The 20,320-nt window shown below is 70.2% G+C and carries 21 protein-coding genes and 1 pseudogene; 9 read left to right on the top strand and 13 right to left on the bottom strand.

The window, feature by feature from the left end:
• Positions 1 to 1,326 (bottom strand): MDR family MFS transporter, encoded by a 1,326-nt coding sequence (locus K4B79_RS23900; RefSeq protein WP_232028944.1) that lies wholly within the window; start codon positions 1,324 to 1,326, stop codon positions 1 to 3.
• Between the two features lie 173 nt (positions 1,327 to 1,499).
• On the opposite strand from K4B79_RS23900, the gene K4B79_RS23905 reads away from it, so the two are divergent.
• Positions 1,500 to 2,261, top strand: coding sequence for a phosphoglyceromutase (locus tag K4B79_RS23905; protein WP_232028945.1), 762 nt, complete (start codon positions 1,500 to 1,502; stop codon positions 2,259 to 2,261).
• Between the two features lie 84 nt (positions 2,262 to 2,345).
• Here the strand turns inward: K4B79_RS23905 and K4B79_RS48670 are convergent, their stop codons facing one another.
• The 8 genes and pseudogenes from K4B79_RS48670 to phoU all read right to left on the bottom strand — a co-directional run bounded on the left by K4B79_RS48670 (position 2,346) and on the right by phoU (position 7,158).
• Positions 2,346 to 2,708, bottom strand: a complete 363-nt coding sequence (locus K4B79_RS48670; protein ID WP_232029406.1) for an NUDIX hydrolase — start codon at positions 2,706 to 2,708, stop codon at positions 2,346 to 2,348.
• A 30-nt stretch (positions 2,709 to 2,738) separates the two neighbouring features.
• Positions 2,739 to 3,359 (bottom strand): annotated as a pseudogene (locus K4B79_RS48675) (DUF6000 family protein); the annotation flags it as partial.
• 87 nt (positions 3,360 to 3,446) lie between these two features.
• Complete coding sequence (locus tag K4B79_RS23920; RefSeq protein ID WP_232028946.1) at positions 3,447 to 4,787, bottom strand: hypothetical protein; 1,341 nt, start codon at positions 4,785 to 4,787, stop codon at positions 3,447 to 3,449.
• A gap of 158 nt (positions 4,788 to 4,945) precedes the next feature.
• On the bottom strand, positions 4,946 to 5,152 hold the full coding sequence (locus K4B79_RS23925) for a hypothetical protein (RefSeq protein WP_232028947.1): 207 nt from the start codon (positions 5,150 to 5,152) through the stop codon (positions 4,946 to 4,948).
• 182 nt (positions 5,153 to 5,334) lie between these two features.
• Complete coding sequence (locus K4B79_RS23930; RefSeq protein ID WP_232028948.1) at positions 5,335 to 5,550, bottom strand: hypothetical protein; 216 nt, start codon at positions 5,548 to 5,550, stop codon at positions 5,335 to 5,337.
• 178 nt (positions 5,551 to 5,728) lie between these two features.
• A complete protein-coding gene (locus K4B79_RS23935; protein ID WP_232028949.1) occupies positions 5,729 to 5,977 on the bottom strand; it encodes an SCO4226 family nickel-binding protein in 249 nt (82 codons plus the stop codon).
• Positions 5,978 to 6,156: 179 nt separating this feature from the next.
• Positions 6,157 to 6,315, bottom strand: coding sequence for a hypothetical protein (locus K4B79_RS23940; RefSeq protein WP_232028950.1), 159 nt, complete (start codon positions 6,313 to 6,315; stop codon positions 6,157 to 6,159).
• 141 nt (positions 6,316 to 6,456) lie between these two features.
• The gene (phoU, locus tag K4B79_RS23945) at positions 6,457 to 7,158 is read right to left on the bottom strand and encodes a phosphate signaling complex protein PhoU (protein ID WP_232028951.1); all 702 of its coding nucleotides are present in this window, start codon (positions 7,156 to 7,158) and stop codon (positions 6,457 to 6,459) included.
• Between the two features lie 189 nt (positions 7,159 to 7,347).
• Here phoU and K4B79_RS23950 point away from each other — a divergent pair, with 189 nt between their 5' ends.
• Both K4B79_RS23950 and K4B79_RS23955 read left to right on the top strand, forming a co-directional pair.
• Entirely contained in the window at positions 7,348 to 8,631 is a 1,284-nt protein-coding gene (locus K4B79_RS23950; RefSeq protein ID WP_232028952.1) for a sensor histidine kinase, read from the top strand.
• Entirely contained in the window at positions 8,628 to 9,308 is a 681-nt protein-coding gene (locus K4B79_RS23955; protein WP_015659563.1) for a response regulator transcription factor, read from the top strand. Before K4B79_RS23950 ends, K4B79_RS23955 begins: the two co-directional genes overlap by 4 nt.
• Before the next feature lie 221 nt (positions 9,309 to 9,529).
• On the opposite strand, the gene K4B79_RS23960 is transcribed toward K4B79_RS23955, so the two are convergent.
• A complete protein-coding gene (locus K4B79_RS23960) occupies positions 9,530 to 10,216 on the bottom strand; it encodes a copper chaperone PCu(A)C (RefSeq protein ID WP_232028953.1) in 687 nt (228 codons plus the stop codon).
• Between the two features lie 611 nt (positions 10,217 to 10,827).
• On the opposite strand from K4B79_RS23960, the gene K4B79_RS23965 reads away from it, so the two are divergent.
• From K4B79_RS23965 to K4B79_RS23990, 6 genes are all read left to right on the top strand, one after another.
• Positions 10,828 to 11,310, top strand: a complete 483-nt coding sequence (locus K4B79_RS23965) for a CarD family transcriptional regulator (protein ID WP_003953493.1) — start codon at positions 10,828 to 10,830, stop codon at positions 11,308 to 11,310.
• 310 nt (positions 11,311 to 11,620) lie between these two features.
• Complete coding sequence (gene ispD, locus K4B79_RS23970; protein WP_232028954.1) at positions 11,621 to 12,469, top strand: 2-C-methyl-D-erythritol 4-phosphate cytidylyltransferase; 849 nt, start codon at positions 11,621 to 11,623, stop codon at positions 12,467 to 12,469.
• Positions 12,459 to 12,956, top strand: a complete 498-nt coding sequence (gene ispF, locus K4B79_RS23975) for a 2-C-methyl-D-erythritol 2,4-cyclodiphosphate synthase (RefSeq protein ID WP_232028955.1) — start codon at positions 12,459 to 12,461, stop codon at positions 12,954 to 12,956. Before ispD ends, ispF begins: the two co-directional genes overlap by 11 nt.
• 77 nt (positions 12,957 to 13,033) lie before the next feature.
• Entirely contained in the window at positions 13,034 to 14,431 is a 1,398-nt protein-coding gene (gene cysS / locus K4B79_RS23980; protein ID WP_232028956.1) for a cysteine--tRNA ligase, read from the top strand.
• Positions 14,432 to 14,552: 121 nt separating this feature from the next.
• Entirely contained in the window at positions 14,553 to 15,494 is a 942-nt protein-coding gene (rlmB, locus tag K4B79_RS23985; RefSeq protein WP_232028957.1) for a 23S rRNA (guanosine(2251)-2'-O)-methyltransferase RlmB, read from the top strand.
• A 117-nt stretch (positions 15,495 to 15,611) separates the two neighbouring features.
• Complete coding sequence (locus K4B79_RS23990; RefSeq protein ID WP_232028958.1) at positions 15,612 to 17,264, top strand: DoxX family protein; 1,653 nt, start codon at positions 15,612 to 15,614, stop codon at positions 17,262 to 17,264.
• A 163-nt stretch (positions 17,265 to 17,427) separates the two neighbouring features.
• Here K4B79_RS23990 and K4B79_RS23995 read toward each other — a convergent pair whose 3' ends face one another.
• The 3 genes from K4B79_RS23995 to K4B79_RS24005 all read right to left on the bottom strand — a co-directional run bounded on the left by K4B79_RS23995 (position 17,428) and on the right by K4B79_RS24005 (position 20,133).
• Complete coding sequence (locus K4B79_RS23995) at positions 17,428 to 18,159, bottom strand: nucleotidyltransferase family protein (protein WP_232028959.1); 732 nt, start codon at positions 18,157 to 18,159, stop codon at positions 17,428 to 17,430.
• 159 nt (positions 18,160 to 18,318) lie between these two features.
• Positions 18,319 to 18,777: a hypothetical protein gene (locus K4B79_RS24000; RefSeq protein ID WP_232028960.1), complete on the bottom strand. Its 459-nt coding sequence runs from the start codon at positions 18,775 to 18,777 to the stop codon at positions 18,319 to 18,321.
• A gap of 219 nt (positions 18,778 to 18,996) precedes the next feature.
• A complete protein-coding gene (locus K4B79_RS24005) occupies positions 18,997 to 20,133 on the bottom strand; it encodes an ABC transporter ATP-binding protein (RefSeq protein WP_232028961.1) in 1,137 nt (378 codons plus the stop codon).
• Between the last annotated feature and the right edge of the window lie 187 nt (positions 20,134 to 20,320).

Here is a 20,320-nt window from a genome sequence, read left to right on the forward strand (position 1 = left end):
TCACGGAGTGGTGGCGGCACCGGGCGCGGCCGAGGCCGACGAGGGTTCGGCGGCGGCCTGTCCCGTGACAGGTCCCGTGACAGGTCCCGTGACCGGTTCCACGGCACCGGCCATGGCCTGTTCCTCGTCCGGCAGGCGCCGCATGAGGGCCGCGTACCCGATCGCCGCCACCGTGCCGACGACCGCGCACAGCCCCCACAGCCACTCCGCGCCGTAGCGGTCGATGACGATGCCGGACATCAGGGGTGCGACCAGGCCCGCGACGGACCAGGACAGGGTGTACATGCCCTGGTAGCGCCCGCGGCCGTGGGTCGGGGAGAGCCGGACGACCAGGCCGGTCTGGGTCGGCGCGTTGATCATCTCGCCCAGGGTCCACACACAGACGGCGAGGGCGAACAGGCCGAGGGACCCGGCGAAGGCGGTGAGGCCGAAGCCGTAGCCCGCGAGGAGCGAGGAGACCACCAGCAGCCGCTTGGTGTCCCGGTGTTCGATGAACCGGGTGACCGGGATCTGGAGCGCGACGATCAGTACGCCGTTGACGGCGATCGCGACGCCGTAGTCCGCGGGCGTGAACCCGGCCTCGCCCATGGCGACCGGCAGACCGACCGAGCCCTGCTGGAAGACCAGCGCGACGAGGAAGGACAGCCCGACGACGCCCATGAAGCGCCCGTCGCGCAGCACGGTCCCGAGCCGGACGTCTTCCACGGACCCCTTCTGGGCCTTCTTCCGCTCGGGCCGCGACTCGGGCAGCTTGAGGAAGATGACCACCGCGCACACGGCGGTCATGCCGGCCTCGATCAGGAAGCCCGCGAGATAGCTGGTCTCGGCGATGAACCCGGCGGCCGCGGAGGAGACGGCGAACCCGAGGTTGATGGCCCAGTAGTTCAACGAGAAGGCCCGCACCCGGTCCTCGGGCCGCACGATGTCCGCCATCATCGCCTGTACGGCCGGCCGCGAGGCGTTGGACGCCATGCCGACGAGACAGGCGACCCCGGCGATCGCGACCGGATGGTGCACGAACCCGAGCAGCGCGACGGAGACCGCGGTCGACGCCTGCGCGATGAGCAGCGTGGGCCGCCTGCCGAGCCGGTCGGTCATCACCCCGCCGCCGAGGGACGAGACCACTCCGCCCAGCCCGTACAGCGAGACGACGAGTCCGGCGTAGGAGGCGGAGTAGCCCCGGTCCATGGTCAGGTACAGGGCCATGAAGGTGGCGACGAAGGCACCCAGCCGGTTGACGAGCGTGCTGGTCCACAGCCACCAGAACTCGCGGGGGAGCCCGGAGACGGTCTCCCGGACGGCACGTCTCAGGGCAACGACGGACATGACGGATCCCCCACGGATGTCAACGGATGTCAGCAGATGTAAGCGGCTCGGGCGGCAAGAGCAACTTACGAGTGGTCCGTGCCGGATGACCACTCAATTAACAGATCCCGTCAACCGTCCGCGTACCGGGCGCACCGCCCAAGGCGTCGGACCCTTCGATTACGCTCATACGCATGGCCGACGCACCGTACAAGCTGATCCTCCTCCGCCACGGCGAGAGCGAATGGAACGCGAAGAACCTGTTCACCGGCTGGGTGGACGTCAACCTCAACGAGAAGGGCGAGAAGGAGGCAGTCCGCGGCGGTGAGCTGCTCAAGGACGCCGGCCTGCTCCCCGACGTGGTCCACACGTCCCTCCAGAAGCGCGCCATCCGCACCGCCCAGCTCGCCCTGGAGTCCGCGGACCGCCACTGGATCCCGGTCCACCGCTCCTGGCGCCTGAACGAGCGCCACTACGGCGCCCTCCAGGGCAAGGACAAGGCCCAGACCCTCGCCGAGTTCGGCGAGGAGCAGTTCATGCTCTGGCGCCGCTCCTACGACACGCCTCCGCCGCCGCTCGACATCGACGCCGAGTACTCCCAGTACTCCGACCCGCGCTACGCCACCCTCCCCCCGGAGCTGCGCCCGCGCACGGAGTGCCTGAAGGACGTCGTCGTCCGCATGCTCCCCTACTGGTTCGACGCCATCGTCCCCGACCTCCTGACCGGCCGCACGGTCCTGGTCGCCGCCCACGGCAACTCCCTGCGCGCCCTGGTCAAGCACCTCGACGGCATCTCCGACGCCGACATCGCGGGCCTCAACATCCCCACCGGCATCCCCCTCTCCTACGAACTCGACGCCGACTTCAAGCCCCTGAACCCCGGCGGCACCTACCTCGACCCCGACGCGGCCGCGGCGGCGATCGAGGCGGTCAAGAACCAGGGCAAGAAGAAGTAGGCCCGACCATCGAGCCCCCTGCCCGCGTCTGCCGTGGGCAGGGGGTTTCTCGCTGTCCGGGCCCGGCCCGTGGGGTCGGCCTTCTCAGGCCAGTCGGCCCGAGGTGTGGAGGGCGTCGAAGACCATCTGGTCCACCGGTGAGACCCGCGCGCGATCGCCGTAGCCGAACCAGTCCAGCTCGGCGATCTCCATGGCGGGGAGCAGGGGGCCGGTGTAGTCGGCGGTGTAGCAGAACATCCGGAAGTCGGGGCGGCCGTCGTGGGTGTTCCGGGTCTCGAAGGTGCCGACGTGGGTCATCGTGGTGGTGTCGACGCGGGTCTGTAGTTCTTCGTCGATCTCGCGGGCCAGGGTCTCGGCGTCGGACTCGCCCGGCTCCCGTTTTCCGCCGGGGAAGTAGAAGACGTCCACACCGCGGCTGCGTGTCACCAGCACCCGCCCGTCACGCACGAGGACCCAGGCGACCTTCTCCGGAACGACCGTGGGGCAGTGCTGGGCACTTTCCCCGGCGAAGGTGCGGAGTCGGCCGATGAACTCCCGGAGGCTGTCGGGGGAGTCGCGGTCTTTGCGGGGTGGTCCGTCGAGCCACTGCTGCCAGGGGCCGTTCGGGGTGAGGAAGCGGGCCGTGTGGTCGGTGCCGAGTTCGGTGTCGAGGAGCAGGAGGGCGCCGAGGGCGGCCGTCTGGTCGTAGTCGAGGTCGGGGCGGGGCAGGTAGCGGTCGAGGTAGGCGGCCAGGAGGTCGGCGTCGGCGGGGGTGCCGAAGGTGGCCAGGGCGACGCAGTACGCCTGGCCCGCGTAGGGCCCCTCACTGGCGAGCAGGAGTTCGCCGAGGCGTTCGCGGAACGCGGTCCGGCCGGCGACGGCGATGAGCCAGGCCGCCGTCTTGCGCTCGCGCCATCCCCGGTCGAGCAGCATGTCGAGTTCAGGGGGACTGATCTCACCGGCTGCCTGGCCCAGGTTCCGCAGGAACGCGGCTCGGTCGTGTTCACTCATGCCGAGGAGGGCGCCGCCGACCTTGAGGTACCTCCGGCCGGGCGTGACATAGCGGTGGATCAACCTGCACAGCTCGCGGTCCTTGTCTGTACGACCTGTACGACGCATGGCTGCATTCTCGTACGGACGGGACGGCGGCCCCCGAGACCTACGACGCCTGTCGTGCGACTCGGGGGCGTTGTCGTGGGCGCGGGGCTACCTGGTGATCGTCACCGTGGCCTGGGCGGTGGCGGGGGTGTGCCGGCCGTCGCCCTGGTATGTGGCCGTGTAGGTGATGTCACCGGTCTCGCTCGGGCTGTCCGTGAAGGTGAACTCGCCCGTCGTCGGGGAGACGGTGAAGGTGCCGACCGGGGTGCCGGTCGGGTGGGTCGTGTCCGTGCGGGTGACGTCCACCGTCGTGCCCGCGGGGAAGGGTTCCGTTGCCGACAGCCAGCCCGTGACGGTCAGGTCCTTGTTCTTGCGGGAGGTCGTGGGGGCCTGGAGGGAGAGGGTGGTGTCCAGCTTGCCGGCGTCCGGGAGGACGTGGAGCGTGGGGGCGGCGCCGTAGGAGAAGCCTGTGATCGCGAAGAGGCGGTTCTCGTCCGGGGCCCAGGCCAGGCCGTCGCGCTGGAGGTCGTTCACGGCGTACTCGTGGAGCGCCGGCCAGGTGGTGCCCGGGCGGTAGGTCTTCACGAAGTCGCCGTCCGCGCCCGTCGCCACGGTGCCGTCGGTCGCCACGGCCACCGCGTTCGGGAACTGCCAGCTGGAGTAGGAGCCGTTCGAGGACAGGTCCGTCAGGCGGACGATCTGGTGGTCGGACGGGTTGTTCGCGGCTACGACGATGTTCTGGCCGTCCGCCGTCACCGCGAAGTCGTTGAGGTACGAGATCGAGGGCGACGAGGTGAAACCGCGCTCGGCGCGCTTCTCAAGGGTGCCGGTCGCCGTGTCGTAGACCGCCAGGGTGGCCGGGCTGACCCCCTCCTCGCCCGCCACCAGGGTGTTCGGGGCGGCGGGGGACGATGCCAGGGCCGGGGCGTAGTACCAGTACCGGCCGCTCGGGACGAGCGTCGCCGCCGGGGAGGCGGAGGCCACGTCGAGCGAGCCGATGCCGCCGCTGCTGCCGACCGTGTAGCCGAACCACAGCTTGCCGCCGGCCATCGCCAGGCTCTGGGGCGAGGTGTCCGTGCCGGTCGGGTAGCGGTGGGTCTCGGTGAGGGTGGCGGTGTCGATCTCGGCGATCGCGCCCACCGTCGACAGCGCCACGTACAGCGTGCCGGAATCCGCCGAGAGCGCGAGGCCCGCGGCGCCCTCCTCGGCGGTGATCTGCCGGACGACCGTACCCGCGTAGTCGGTGACGACGACCGTGCCGCCACTCGGGTCGCTGACGAACACCCGGTCGTGCACCCCGTCGACGACGATGTCCCCGAACGAGGCGCTCGGCAGCGCCACGCTCGTCGTCTCCTCGGCCGTGGCCGTCCCCGTCGCCGTCCCGATCAGCATGAACGAACCGATCAGTGCCGTGGTGACCGCTGCGGCGGTGCGTCTGTGAATGCGCAAGTGAACAGAACCTCCTCGAGGTCGGTCGAAGGTTTTCGACCTTCCGTTCGAAGAGCGCAGGGCGGCGGATATGTGTCACCGGGCACATGAGAGAGGCCCCGGAGGGAGTCCGGGGCCTCTTGGGCGGAGCGCGGCGGGGCCGAGTGGCCGCGGGCGGATCAAGCCGCCGCCTCCGCCAGGTGGTGGAAGGCCTCGGTCGTGGTCGGGTGGGCCATCTCGTCCAAAAGGTGGCGCCAGTCGAGGTCGGGGGCGGTGGCCGTGGGGTGGGTCTGGTCCCAGGCGGTGAGGAGGAGAGCGAGGTCGGCCGCGTCGGACAGGGCGGTGGCCGTCGGGGTGCCAGTCTGGGAAGTGAGCGGCGACTTCATGGGAGTTTCCCTTCCGGAGGGGGACTGCGCCCCGCTGGGATCCGATGCTCCTACGATGCCGCCGACCACCCGCCGGAACCATGGAGTGCCCCACCGGATCGAGGGTGGTGCTGACTGCACCCCGAAGGGGGATGTCCACCCCCTGCGCTCCTCTCAGAGGTCCCGAAGTCGCTCCTGAGGAGTCAGGGGCTCCCCGACTCCGAGATGCTCCGCGCGAGTTGGCTCACGATGTCCAGGACTCCCCGGCCGAAAGCGGTCGGGGCGATCAGGATTCCGAAGACCAGGACGATGGCCACGGTCATCTTCTCGTCGGCACGGCTCCGGGCCTGTGTGCGTCGGCGTAATCGTACGAAGATCACGACAGCCAGCAGCAGAGCCACGTTGATCGTCAGTACCATCCGGCCGGTCCTTCCCTCAGGCAAGAACGTTCCCGATCTTCCTGTGTAGCCCGGGCCGGACGGTGCTGCGGTCGAGTTGCCGGTAATTGGCGACAAGACGTTTCTCCCCGGCTGGATCGCCGCGTGAGCAGTGTGTATGCCGGGTGGTGCGGGGTCCGTCACTGACTGTTCTGCGCGCTCAGACCGTCAGCGGTACCTCATGGATCTCGTCCGCCCTGTGGCCCGCGCGTTCGTGGATGCGTTGGACCGCGTCGGCGGAGGGGGCCTCGGAGAGGCAGTAGACCGTGCCGGAGGCCGGGTCGGCCCAGGCGCGTTCGAAGTGGACGCCTTCTTCCTTCTCTATGGCGAGGTCGGCCTGGTGGGCCTCGTGGAGTTGGTCGGCTGTGATGCCCTGCATGCCGTGGTGGACGTCCATGAACTGGGACATGGCCGGCACCTCCTTGTCTTCGTCCCCCCAGGGCTCTGGTGTTCTTCTTTCCGTTCTTCCTCCAGAGTGCGCCTGTGGGGCGGCCGGGGCCAACGTTCCCTCCGGACGGGCACACGACGAAGGGCCCCGGCATCACCACCGGGGCCCTTCACCGCCGTACAAGAACAGTCGTGACGTCCTCAGCCGCACTGGCAGGGATTGCCCGACTGGCAACCGCACCCGCACCCCGACCCGCAGCCGCACGCGCCGAAGAGCGGGAGGCTCTTGATCTCGGTGGGCTGTTCGGTGGGGTGCTGCTGGGTGGGGTCGGATGTGGGGGTGCTGGGGGATTCGGCCATGGTCCCTCCATATCAAGGCTGGTGCCTGTGCCCATTGCATGCCCGCCCGGCTGGGCGCATCAACGGCGCACTGAGGCTCGTACACGCCCCGAACAGGCCTCCGCACCACCCCCGGAGGGTCACGGCACTACCCCCGGAGGGTCACGCCCCGTCCGCCCCCGCCACCGGCTGGATCTCCGGCTGGACGTCCGCCTGGATCTCGTCCGCGTGCTCGCCCGTCACCAGGTACACCACACGCTTGGCGACGGAGACCGCGTGGTCGGCGAAGCGCTCGTAGTAGCGGCCGAGGAGGGTGACGTCGACCGCGGTCTCGATGCCGTGCTTCCAGCGGTCGTCGATCAGGTGCTGGAAGAGCGTGCGGTGGAGCAGGTCCATCTCGTCGTCGTCCTGCTCCAGCTGGAGCGCGAGGTCGACGTCCTTGGTGATGATGACCTCGGCGGCCTTGGCCATCAGGCGCTGCGCGAGCTGGCCCATCTCCAGGATCGTCGCGTGCAGGTCGTGCGGCACCGCGCGCTCCGGGAAGCGCAGCCGGGCGAGCTTCGCCACGTGCTGGGCCAGGTCACCCGAACGCTCCAGGTCGGCCGACATGCGCAGGGAGGTCACGACGATACGCAGATCCGTCGCGACCGGCTGCTGCCGGGCCAGCAGGGCTATCGCCCGGGCCTCCAGGTCGTGCTGGAGGTCGTCCACCTTCTGATCGGCCTCGATCACGCTTTCGGCCAGCTTCAGGTCGGAGTCGAGGATCGCCGTCGTGGCGCGCCCGATCGCCGACCCCACCAGCCGGGCCATCTCCACCAGGCTGTCGCTGATCGAGTCCAGTTCCTCGTGGTACGCGTCCCGCATCAGGGTTCCCTCTCGTACGTGTAAACCGGTGCTTCGCACCCCACGCTCCCACGTTCCGGCTCCTACGCGTCCGTTTCCGTCACCCCAAATGAACCAATACTGGCTCCAAGGTGAACTCTGGGCGACGAGTGTTCGAGGTCGCACCTCGACAGCTGTGGCCAGGACCGATCCCGTGCCTAACCTGGAGGCATGGACGTGAACGCGGCGGTCGCCGCAGCGGCAGCGATCGCCGGTGTACTCACCGGCGTCATCGCCATGCTGGCGTTCCGCTGGAGCGAGCGGGAGCAGAAACGCCCCACCCGCACCTCCCTGCACACCGACCCGGTGCTCCCGCCGGGCGTGGACACCGTCCTGTCCGTGCTCCGCTCGTCCGCCGTCGTCCTCGACGAGGCCGACGCCGTCGTCAAGGCCAGCTCCGCCGCGTACGCCCTCGGGCTGGTACGCGGCGGCAAGCTCTCCGTGGAGCCCATGCTCCAGATGGCCCGCGACACCCGGCGCGACGGGGAGATACGCCAGGTCGAGCTGGATCTGCCACGGCGCGGGACCGGCCGGGGCGAGGCCCTCGCCGTGTCCGCGCGCGTCGCGCCCCTCGGCTCCCGGCTGGTGCTGCTCCTCGTCGAGGACCTCACCGAGGCCCGGCGCATAGAGGCGGTACGACGCGACTTCGTCGCGAACGTCAGCCATGAGCTCAAGACCCCCGTCGGCGCGCTCTCCCTGCTGTCCGAGGCCGTCATGGACGCCTCGGAGGACCCGGAGGCGGTGGAACGCTTCGCCGGACGGATGCAGATCGAGGCCACCCGGCTCACCAACCTGGTCCAGGAGCTCATCGACCTCTCGCGCGTGCAGAACGACGACCCGCTGGAGGACGCCGAGCCCGTCCGGGTGGACGAACTCGTCGCCGAGGCCGTCGACCGCTGCCGCCACCAGGCCGGCACCAAGCAGATCACCATGGCCGCAGGAGGCGCCGCCGATCTGCGCATCTGGGGCAACCGCGGCCAGCTCGCCGCCGCTCTCGGCAACCTCGTCGAGAACGCCGTCAACTACTCGCCCGCCCGCACCCGCGTCGGCATAGCCGCCCGCCGGGTGAACGCGCCCGGCGGAGACCTCATCGAGATCGCCGTGACCGACCAGGGCATCGGCATCTCCGACAAGGACAAGGAGCGCATCTTCGAGCGCTTCTACCGCGTCGACCCGGCCCGCTCCCGCCAGACGGGCGGCACGGGGCTCGGGCTGGCGATCGTCAAGCACGTGGCCGCCTCGCACGGCGGGGAGGTCACGGTGTGGAGCTCCGAGGGACAGGGCTCCACCTTCACACTGAGGCTGCCGGAGGCGGGTGTGGCCCGTGACCGTGCGCACCAGCACCCTGACGTCGACGGTCTCGACGATGAGACCGGAGAGGCCGACCCCTCGTCCCCGTCCCCCCAGCCAACGGCTTCTTACGAACCGCTTCCCTCCCCGGAGGTCCTTCCGTGACCCGAGTGCTCGTCGTCGAGGACGAGGAGTCCTTCTCCGACGCCCTGTCGTACATGCTCCGCAAGGAGGGCTTCGAGGTCGCGGTCGCGACCACCGGGCCCGACGGACTCGACGAGTTCGAGCGCAACGGCGCCGACCTCGTCCTCCTCGACCTGATGCTGCCCGGCCTGCCGGGCACCGAGGTCTGCCGTCAGCTGCGCGGCCGTTCCAACGTCCCCGTCATCATGGTGACCGCCAAGGACAGCGAGATCGACAAGGTGGTCGGCCTGGAAATAGGAGCCGACGACTACGTCACCAAGCCGTTCTCCTCGCGCGAGCTGGTCGCCCGTATCCGGGCCGTCCTGCGCCGCCGCGGCGAGCCGGAGGAGGTCACCCCGGCCGCCCTGGAGGCGGGCCCCGTCCGCATGGACGTCGACCGCCACGTCGTGACGGTCTCCGGCTCCAAGGTCGACCTCCCCCTCAAGGAGTTCGACCTCCTGGAGATGCTCCTGCGCAACGCCGGCCGCGTCCTGACCCGCATGCAGCTCATCGACCGCGTCTGGGGCGCCGACTACGTCGGCGACACCAAGACCCTCGACGTCCACGTCAAGCGCCTCCGCGCCAAGATCGAACCGGACCCGGGCGCGCCGCGCTACCTGGTGACGGTGCGGGGGCTGGGGTACAAGTTCGAGCCCTGAGTGGTCGAGCAGCTACGGTAGGTGATCCTCGCCGTCGGGTGGGCGGAGAGGCTAAACGCTTGTGGAGCGTCGGTGAGACCCGGAGAGATTCGGGCGCGATGTGATGAAGCAGGAAGCCCCTTGCGGGCGCGCCAAAAGTTCGAGCCGTAAAGCTCGGCAACGCCAAGGGCGGGAACCGACAACCAAGGTTCCCGCCCTAGCTTTGTTGCGTGCGGCGATGCTCAGTGGCCGGCGGCCGCGCCCTCGGTCGTCCCGGTCCCACCGGTCGTCCCGCCGGTCGCGGCGCCCGCGCCGGTGCCCGTGGGCGTGGCGGACGGGCTGGGCGACCCCGCGGTGCCCGCACCCGGCGTCTCGCTGGTGCCGGGCGACGGGCTCGCGGTGCCCGGCGCCTTCGGGATCTCGGTCGGGCCCCACGTGGAGAAGTAGCTCTCGGCCGGGACGACGAAGGCGCGCAGGCTCACCTCACCGGTCCTGCTGAAGGTGAAGGTGGTCTGCTGCGCGTTGCCGTTCTCGACGGACTCGCCGAGCTCGTTCAGTACGGCGGAGGCGTTGCCCTTGCCGCCGAGGATGACGGAGCCGCCGGCCGGGACGGTCAGCTTGCCCTTGCCCTTGGCGGGCTTGAGCGCGACGGTGCCGGCGCCCTGGACGCTCACCGAGTCCAGCGTCTCGGCGGTGCGGCCGCTGTTGAAGATGGTGGCCGAGATCACGGCGGGACCCTTGGTCTCCGGGTCGGGCTGGGTGATGATCACGACGTTCTGGAGCTTGATGTCCCCTTGGGACGTGGCCGCGTTGTCCGGCTTGATCTCCAGGGTCTGAGGGCTGTTGCCGGCCGCACACGCGGAGAGCGAGGCGATCGAGAACGCGATGGCGGCGGCGGCGAGGGCGCCGCGTCGAAGGCTGCTGCTCACGGCGGCGGCAACTCCTTGACTTGAACGAGGCGGCCTGTAAAGCCGCGCTAAGTGTCTGTCAGCGGCCTTAGGTTACCGAGCCGTTCCCGCGCCGCCGCACCCGACCCTCCCCGAAGCGTCGTCTTCGGTGAGCGCGGGGTAGTCACCTCCGTCACAAGTGACTCCTGAGTCACTTTGACCCCGCGCTCGTCCGCCATTCACATAAGCACCCCTCGCTCCCCCTTCCGATGGCTCGCAAAACTTCAGTGAAGGAATGCGCGATCGCCCACAGAATTGATCACCGCCTGATGCGGCGGGTGCTCGTGATCAATTTCGGATTCGGCGGGGAAGCGACTCCGGACATCGAACGGAGTAGCGGAAGTCGCACGCCTGGAAGCGGACATATGGGGATGTTAGGTCGCCCGGACGGCCCTCCGGATGCGTGTAACGTCGGCGTTTCACCTCCCCCGGAGAGCCGCTCCGACCTGCGAATACCTTCTTCCGTTCGGCCCGCGAAGCACGTTCCTGTTGCTGTTGTCAAGCCCCGAGATATGCCCTGACCTGCGAAAACGCCATTCAGAACCCGCAGTTTCCGTGTTACCCTGGATAGCCACGGAAGGGGTACCTGTCACATGACGTTCAAGGTTGGCGACACCGTGGTCTATCCCCATCACGGGGCCGCGCTGATCGAGGCCATCGAAACTCGCCAGATCAAAGGCGTGGACAAGACCTACTTGGTGCTGAAGGTCGCCCAGGGTGACCTGACAGTGCGTGTGCCAGCGGACAATGCGGAGTTCGTCGGCGTGCGTGATGTGGTCGGTCAGGACGGTCTGGACCGGGTCTTCGAGGTGCTGCGCGCGCCGTACGCCGAGGAGCCCACTAACTGGTCTCGTCGTTACAAGGCAAACCTGGAGAAGCTCGCCTCCGGCGATGTCATCAAGGTCGCGGAAGTCGTGCGTGACCTGTGGCGTCGTGAGCGCGAGCGCGGACTCTCCGCAGGTGAGAAGCGCATGCTCGCCAAGGCCCGCCAGATTCTGGTGAGCGAGCTCGCCCTCGCGGAGAACACCAACGAGGACAAGGCCGAGGCCCTGCTCGACGAGGTCCTCGCGTCCTGACGCCGACGCAAACCGGTCTCGGCGCAGCGACCGGTCTCAGCGCATCACCTAGCTGAGAACAGTGCTGAGGGGTTTCACATAAGTGCCGCGGTGCCCGATGACGTATTTCCAGTCGCCGGGCGCTGCGGCATGTTCGCACTCGGAACGCCGTGCGCGGGTTCATCTCGGGGAAAACATCCCCCGATACTTGGCGTGCCGGGCCCGGGCAGCTGGCTCGACCGGTGTCACGGAAGGGTCCGGTCAAGGCGTCGCGCCCGGCACGCTGAGGCCATACCCACGACGGCCCGGCACACAAACCTGACAGGAACCGATGTCTGACGATTCGCGCCCTTCGCCCGCGGAACCACCGCTGGAGGCGTCCACGGCGGCCCCGGCGCAAGCCTCGGTGCAAGCCCCGGTGGCAGCCGCGGCGGAACCCCTGGTGAACGCCCGGCCGAAGGCCCGCACCGCCGCAGTGATCCCGGCCGCCGGCCGAGGCGTACGACTGGGCCCGGGCGCCCCCAAGGCGCTTCGAGCGCTGAACGGCACTCCCATGCTCATCCACGCTCTGCGCGCCCTGGCCGCCTCCCGTGCCGTCTCCCTGGTCGTCGTCGTGGCCCCGCCCGACGGCGCCGGCGAGGTCAAGTCCCTGCTCGACGCCCACGCGCTGCCCGAGCGCACCGACTTCCTCGTCGTGCCCGGCGGCGAGAGCCGCCAGGAGTCCGTGAAGCTCGGCCTGGACGCGCTGCCCGCCGACTACGACATCGTGCTGGTGCACGACGCCGCCCGCCCCCTCGTCCCCGTCGACACGGTCGACGCCGTCATCGAGGCCGTACGGGACGGCGCCCGGGCGGTCGTCCCCGCGCTGCCCCTCGCGGACACGGTCAAGGAGGTCGAGCCCGCCACGACCGCCGGGGAACCGGAACCGGTGGTCGCCACGCCCGCGCGGGCCAGGCTGCGCGCCGTGCAGACACCGCAGGGCTTCGACCGTGCCACCCTGATCCACGCCCACGAGACCGTCACCGACAACGTCACCGACGACGCGAGCATGGTCGAGCAGCTCGGCGAGACGGTCGTGGTCGTCCCCGGCCACGAGGAGGCCTTCAAGGTCACCCGCCCCCTGGACCTGGTCCTCGCGGAGGCGGTCCTGGCCCGCAGGAGGCTCAACGATGGCTTCTGACGCACCGCTGCTTCCCCAGGTCGGCATCGGCACCGACATCCACGCCTTCGAGGAGGGCCGCGAGCTGTGGTGCGCCGGCCTGAAGTGGGAGGGTGAGGGGACGGGGCTGGCCGGCCACTCCGACGCCGACGTCGTCGCGCACGCCGCGTGCAACGCGCTGTTCTCCGCGGCGGGGCTCGGCGACCTCGGCCAGCACTTCGGCACCGGCCGCCCCGAGTGGTCCGGCGCCTCCGGCGTCACCCTGCTGACGGAGGCGGCCCGGATCGTCCGCGAGGCCGGGTTCGTCATCGGCAACATCGCGGTGCAGGTCGTCGGCCCCCGGCCGAAGATCGGCAAGCGCCGCGACGAGGCCCAGAAGATCCTCTCGGAGGCGGCCGGAGCGCCGGTCTCGGTCTCCGGGGCGACGACCGACGGACTGGGGTTCCCCGGTAGGGGTGAAGGCCTGATGGCGGTGGCGACCGCGCTGGTGGCCAGAACCGCGGGCTGACGGTCGTCCACAACCGCAGGCCGACTGTTATCCACAACCGTCGGAGGCACCGGGGAACGCCTACTACCCTTGGACTCGTGACTATTCGCCTGTACGACACCAGCGCCCGGCAGATCCGTGACTTCGTCCCGCTCACAGCGGGTTGTGTCTCGATCTACCTGTGTGGTGCCACCGTGCAGGCCGCCCCGCACATCGGGCACATCCGCTCGGGCCTGAACTTCGACATCATGCGCCGCTGGTTCGAGTACCGCGGCTACGACGTCACGTTCATCCGCAACGTCACCGACATCGACGACAAGATCATCGCCAAGGCCGCCGACCAGGGCCGCCCCTGGTGGTCCATCGGCTACGAGAACGAGCGGGCGTTCAACGACGGCTACACCGCCCTCGGCTGCCTCCCGCCGACCTACGAGCCCCGTGCCACCGGGCACGTGACCGAGATGGTCGAGATGATGCGCGGACTCATCGAGAGCGGCCACGCCTACGAGGCCGACGGCAGCGTCTACTTCGACGTGCGGTCCTGGCCCGCCTACCTGGAGCTGTCCCGGCAGGACCTGGACGAGATGCGCCAGCCCGCCGAGGAGGGCATCAGCGGCAAGCGGGACCCGAGGGACTTCGCCATGTGGAAGGCCACCAAGCCCGGTGAGCCCGACTGGGAGACCCCCTGGGGCCGCGGCCGTCCCGGCTGGCACCTCGAATGCTCCGCGATGGCCCACAAGTACCTCGGCTCCGCCTTCGACATCCACGGCGGCGGCCTCGACCTGATCTTCCCCCACCACGAGAACGAGATCGCCCAGGCCAAGGCCTACGGCGACGAGTTCGCCCGGTACTGGGTGCACAACGCCTGGGTCACCATCGCGGGCGAGAAGATGGCCAAGTCGCTCGGCAACTCGGTCCTCGTCTCCGAGATGGTCAAGACGTGGCGCCCCATCGTGCTGCGCTACTACCTCGGCACCCCGCACTACCGCTCGATGATCGAGTACAGCGAGGAGGCCCTGCGCGAGGCCGAGTCGGCGTTCGCGCGGATCGAGGGCTTCATGCAGCGGGTCGTGGAGAAGGCCGGTGACGTCGAGCCCTCCGCCGAGGTGCCGCCGGCCTTCGCCGAGGCGATGGACGACGACCTGGGCGTCCCGCAGGCCCTCGCCGTCGTGCACACCACCGTCCGGCAGGGCAACAGCGCCCTCGCGGCCGACGACAAGGAAGCCGCCGTGGCCCGCCTCGCCGAGGTGCGCGCCATGCTCGGCGTCCTCGGCCTGGACCCGCTCGACCCGCACTGGGCCGGCGAGACCGACCGCGGTGACGACCTTCATGGCGTGGTCGACAGCCTCGTACGCCTCGTCCTCGACCAGCGGGAGGCGGCGCGCGGCCGCAAGGACTGGGCCACCGCGGACGCCATCCGCGACCAGCTCAAGCAGTCCGGCCTGACCATCGAGGACGGCCCGCAGGGACCGCGCTGGAGCCTCGGCCCGCGCTGACCCGGCGGCGGTCACCGAAGATCGATTGTGCCGCCCGGCCCTCCGGGCGGCACACTGCATAGACAGACGTACGAAGATGTCCACAGCGCTCGCAAGTGCATCCGTAGAGAACAGGTAGGTCATGGCAGCCAACAACCGCCGCATGTCCGGCAAGAAGGGCGCGCAGGTCGGCAGTGGCGGCCAGCGGCGCAAGAGCCTGGAGGGCAAGGGCCCGACCCCGCCCGCCGAGATGCGCAAGGGCCACAAGAAGAACCGCATCGCGGGCGCCAAGGCGCGGCAGACCACCCGCCGTCCCGCGCCCAGGGGCCGCGGCGGCAAGTCGGCCTCCGAGCTGGTCGTCGGCCGCAACCCGGTCGTCGAGGCGCTGCGCGAGGGCGTGCCCGCCTCCACGCTCTACGTGCAGCAGTTCATCGACAACGACGAGCGGGTGCGCGAGGCGCTCCAGCTCGCGGCCGACCGCGGCGGCATCAACCTCATGGAGGCCCCCCGCCCCGAGCTCGACCGCATGACCAACGGGCTCAACCACCAGGGCCTGGTCCTCCAGGTCCCGCCCTACGAGTACGCCCACCCCGAGGACCTCGCGAACGCCGCCTACGACAACGGCCAGGACCCGCTGATCGTCGCCCTCGACGGCGTGACCGACCCGCGCAACCTCGGTGCCGTCGTCCGGTCCGTCTCCGCCTTCGGCGGCCACGGCGTCGTCGTACCGGAGCGGCGTGCGGCCGGGATGACCGCCGGTGCGTGGAAGACGTCCGCCGGCACCGCCGCCCGGACGCCCGTCGCCCGCGCCACCAACCTCACCCGCGCCCTGGAGGCGTACCAGAAGTCCGGCATCGTGGTCGTCGGCCTCGCCGCCGACGGCGAACACGAGATCGGCGAGCTGGAGGCCCTCCAGGGCCCGGTCGTCATCGTGGTCGGCAGCGAGGGCAAGGGCCTGTCCCGGCTCGTCGGCGAGACCTGCGACTACCGGGTGCGCATCCCGATGCCGGGCGGCGCGGAGTCCCTGAACGCGGGCGTGGCGGCGGGCGTCGTGCTCTACGAGGCGGCGCGTCGACGCGGCTGAACGCGCGTGCCCCTGCTCACCCGTACGGGTCAATCTGGGGACGCGGGGCGAGCTTGACGCGGTCCGGACACTTCCGGCGAGTCAAAGCAGTGTCCTAAACACACGTCACTCGGTTAGATGAGTGTGGACACCAGAACACCCCGCACACCCACGGGGGACGGCCCGTCGGGCTTCGACGACGCTCCCGCGCTGAGCATGGTGAAGGTGCCGAGCGATCCGGCGCAGATCATCGTCAATCATGCGAGCTTCCGCGTGCAGTTGGGCGCGTCGACGCGGCGCACCTCCCAATCCGCGCGGATCGCACGGCACTTGAGCGCCACCGAGGACACCACCCGCATGCCGGCCATGGGCGCCGCGGCCGGCAGACCGGGCGCGGCGGCCGGCGCCCGCCGTCGGCCCGTCGTCTGGAGCGGCAAGTCCGACCCCGACGACACCGGCGCCCACCGCCTGCTCCAGGCCGTGCGGGGCGGCAGCGTCCGCCACACGGAGGACCCCACCGCCCCCTCCGCCGACGCCGGAGCCACCCAGGTCATCCCGCGGATCGACGTCAACAGCGGCTACGCCGACGACGTTTACGACGCCCTCGACCAGACCGTCGAGACACCCGTCGTAGGCGCCCAGCGCACCCCCGACGCCGACGGCACCCGACTCCTGCCCACCATGCGCACGGTCGGCAGCGCCTACGACGAACCCGCCTACGCGGGTGAGGAGTTCGAGGAGGACACGGGCCCCGAAGACCCCCGGCCCGCCAAGCGCTACGGCGACGACGCCGCCCGGCACGCCTACTACCCGGGCCGCCGCATGAACCTCGGCGTCGTCCTGCTGCCGATGCGCATCTTCCTCGGCTTCATCTCCATCTACGCCGGCATGGGCAAGCTCTGCGACCCCGTCTACTTCGACGGCGGCGAACGCGGCTCCATGGTGAAGTGGCTCAACACCCTGCACCCCTGGGAAGTCGCCGAACCCCTCAGGCAGTTCGCCCTCGAGCACCCCGTCGGCGCCGGACTCGTCATCGCCTTCCTCCAGGTCATCGTGGGCGTCCTCACGATCCTGGGCTGCTGGCAGCGGGTCGCCGCGGTCGTCGGCGCCGGACTCTCCGCCGCGCTCCTCGTCACCGTCAGCTGGAAGAGCGTCCCCGCCTACGACACCCCCGACATCATCTACCTCGCCGCCTGGTCCCCGCTGATCATCGCCGGCGCCCCCGTCTACTCCATCGACGGCCGCCTCGCCGCCGGCGCCTGGCGCCGCCTCGGCCCCCGCGCCGAACTCTGGGACCTGCGCCGCTACGTCCTGCGCCGCGGCGCCCTCATCACCGCCATCGTCGCCGGACTCACCCTGCTCATCGGCTCGCTGCTCGGCGGCGCCGTCCGCGACGCCGACCGCGTGATCGTCCCCGGACCCGGCGAGGCCCCGCGCAACAACCTGCCCGGCTCCCCGCTCCCCGAGGACTCCGCCAAGGGCCGCGACAAGACCCCCTCGGCCTCCGGCTCGCCCACCCAGGGCGCCACCGCGGGCGCCAGCCCCTCCGCCGGCACCGCCACCACCCCGGGCGCCACCCGCGACACCGGCGCCACCACGGGCGGCGCCCCCAGCCAGACCCAGGGCAGCACCGGCCAGGCCCCGCCCCAGCAGTCCTCCCCGGCCGACCAGGCCCCCAGCACCACCACCGGCCCCACCAACGGCGGCGGCACCTCCAGCGGCTCCACAGGCGGCTCCGACAGCGGAGGCTCCACCTCCCAGCCGGGCCTGGTGGGCGGCCTGTTGGGGTAACCGAGCCGGTGGGCGGAATCCTGGGCACACCCGCCGGCTGAACCACACAAGCCCACACGGAAGGTCCCGCACGAGAACGTGCGGGACCTTCCGTGGTTTCCGTAGTACGGCTCTTCTCCGCCGTACGACCCTCGCGGGCGCCCTCGGCCCCGCGCTCGGACGCCTAGCGCCCCAGCGCGGCCAGCTCCTTCGCCGCCTCGGTCAGGTCCTTCGCCGTGTCGATGGCCCGCCAGTACGCCCCCTGTGGAATGGGGAACCCGGCGAGCTTCCGCTCCCGGGCCAGCCGCGGAAACGTCGTCCGCTCGTGGTCCCCGCGCTCCGGCAGCAGCCCCGCGAACTCCGCCGAGAACACGTACACACCCGCGTTGATCTCGACCGTCGACTGCGGCGCCTCGATGAAGTCGGTCACCCGCCCGAACCCGTCGGTCTTCACCGCGCCCCAGGGGATCCGCGGCCGCGCCAGCGCCAGCGTCGCGACCGCGTCGCGCTCGCCGTGGAAGTCCGCCATGTCGCGCAGCGAGAAACGGGTCCAGATGTCGCCGTTGGTGGCGTACCAGGGCCGGTCGGGGTGGGGCAGATGCGCGGCGGCGTACTTGAGGCCGCCACCGCGGCCCAGCGGCTCCGGCTCGACCACCGTCTTCACGTTCACCGGCAGGTCGGCCGTCTCCAGCCACTTCTGCAGGACGTCGGCGAGATGGCCGCAGCTGACGACCACGTCCGTGACGCCCTCCTCCGCGAGCCAGACAAGCTGATGGCCGATGATCGGCGTCCCCGTACCGGGGATCTCGACCATCGGCTTGGGCCGGTCGTCGGTGTAGGGGCGCAGCCGGGAGCCCTGGCCCCCGGCCAGGACCACGGCTTGAACCGGGCGGGACGCGGCGTTCGGATCGGTCATGATTCGAACTGTACGTGGCGGTCCGGGCGCGACCGGGCCCGGCAACCGTTCCTTAACCTGCCGTTACCGCCCTCCTGGGGGAGCCGGCTCGGGAAGCTCCCCGTAGGAGGGCGGTAGGCACTCGGCCCGGGGGCCGCCGCTCAGTGCACGGGCCGCCCCTCAGCCGAAGGCCGCCGCGACGCCCGTCGCGAAGGACGTGTCGCAGACCGGGCGGGCGAAGGACTGGGCACGCGTCGGGCCGTAGACACGGACCGCCGCCCTGCCCAGGGCTCGGGCGATCGACGCGCAGTGCTTCGCCAGCGACGGACGGTCGTTCACCGCCTGCTGGAGGTGGGTGAGCGCGATGCCGGGGTCCTTCTCCTGGAGTTCGGTCAGGAGCTGGTCGCGCAGTACGTCGTGCGGTGCCTGGGGGGCGGTGCGTGCGGAGGTGTCCCCGTTGGAGGCGTCCGACGCGGTGAGCACCGAGTTCGAGGAGGGGTTCCCCGACCAGTTGACTCGGGTGACCGCGAGGGTCCCGGAGAGCACCAGGACGACGGGCAGGACGAGGGCGAGGGACTGGCCGATCCGGCGGGCGGGACCCCGTCCGCGTCGCATCTGTTGGTTAGTGGAGTGCTTCACGCGTGTGAGGGTAGCGCGGGGTGATGATTTGGCGACATTTAGTCACCGGTTCGGGGGATGAAGTAGTGCCTCCGAAGGGGTAGTGGGTTGACGCACACTGCTCGAAATGACCGGTCTGCCGGGGTATTTGTCGACAACGAGAAGGGCCCCGCAGGGGTCTGCGGGGCCCTCTTCGTCAACCTGGGTGAATTACCCGGGGTTGTGCTGCAGGTGCGCGGGTCAGTCGGTGAGGCGCTCGCCCGTGGAGGTCGAGAACACGTGGGTCTCGCCCGGACGCGGCACGACGTGCAGCGTGGCGCCCTTCTCCGGGACCGCACGGCCGCTGACACGGACGACCAGGTCCTTGAGGTCGTCGCCGACCTTCGCGGAGCCGTAGACGTAACCGTCGGCGCCGAGCTCCTCCACGACGTTGACGGAGACCGCGAGACCGGCCGGGGCGTCCTCGGTGTCCTTCGACAGGGCGGAGGCGGCGGCGCCGTTGTGCTCCACGATGTCGAAGTGCTCCGGGCGGACACCGACGGTGACAGTGGTGTCACCCTTGTCGGAGGCGGCCTTCAGAGCGTCACGGTTGACCGGGACGACACTGTTGCCGAACTTCACACCGCCGTCGGTGATCGGGACCTCGACCAGGTTCATCGCGGGGGAGCCGATGAAGCCGGCGACGAAGAGGTTCGCGGGCCGGTCGTACATGTTCCTGGGCGAGTCGACCTGCTGGAGCAGACCGTCCTTGAGGACGGCCACCCGGTCGCCCATCGTCATGGCCTCGACCTGGTCGTGGGTGACGTAGACCGTGGTGATGCCGAGACGGCGCTGCAGCGACGCGATCTGCGTACGGGTGCTGACACGGAGCTTGGCGTCGAGGTTCGACAGCGGCTCGTCCATGAGGAACACCTGCGGCTCACGCACGATCGCGCGCCCCATGGCGACACGCTGGCGCTGACCGCCGGAGAGGGCCTTCGGCTTGCGGTCCAGGTACTCGGTGAGGTCGAGGATCTTCGCGGCCTCCTCGACCTTCTGCCGGATCTCCGCCTTGTTCACGCCGGCGATCTTGAGCGCGAAGCCCATGTTGTCGGCGACGGACATGTGCGGGTAGAGCGCGTAGTTCTGGAACACCATGGCGATGTCCCGGTCCTTCGGCGGCAGGTGCGTGACGTCACGGTCACCGATGCGGATGGCGCCGCCGTTGACGTCCTCCAGCCCCGCCAGCATGCGGAGCGAGGTCGACTTGCCACAGCCGGACGGGCCGACCAGGACGAGGAACTCGCCGTCCTCGATGTGGATGTCGAGACCGTCGACGGCGGGCTTCGTGGAACCGGGGTAGATCCGGGTCGCCTTGTCGAACGAAACAGTGGCCATGGCTCAGAGGCCCCCTTCTACCGGCAGGAACGTGCCGGACGATCCGTTGTAGGAAGGTGGTGGTGTAGTCCACAGAGGGACTGGCTCAGGACGGTACCCGGCGTTCACTCGTATGTCAGTACCTGGAGGACTGTGAACTTCGCGGAAATTTTCGAGCGGGGCAGAGCATCGCACTTTTGACCCTGCT

It is taken from the genome of Streptomyces lincolnensis, assembly GCF_021173675.1.
Taxonomy (GTDB): Bacteria; Actinomycetota; Actinomycetes; order Streptomycetales; family Streptomycetaceae; genus Streptomyces; species Streptomyces lincolnensis_B.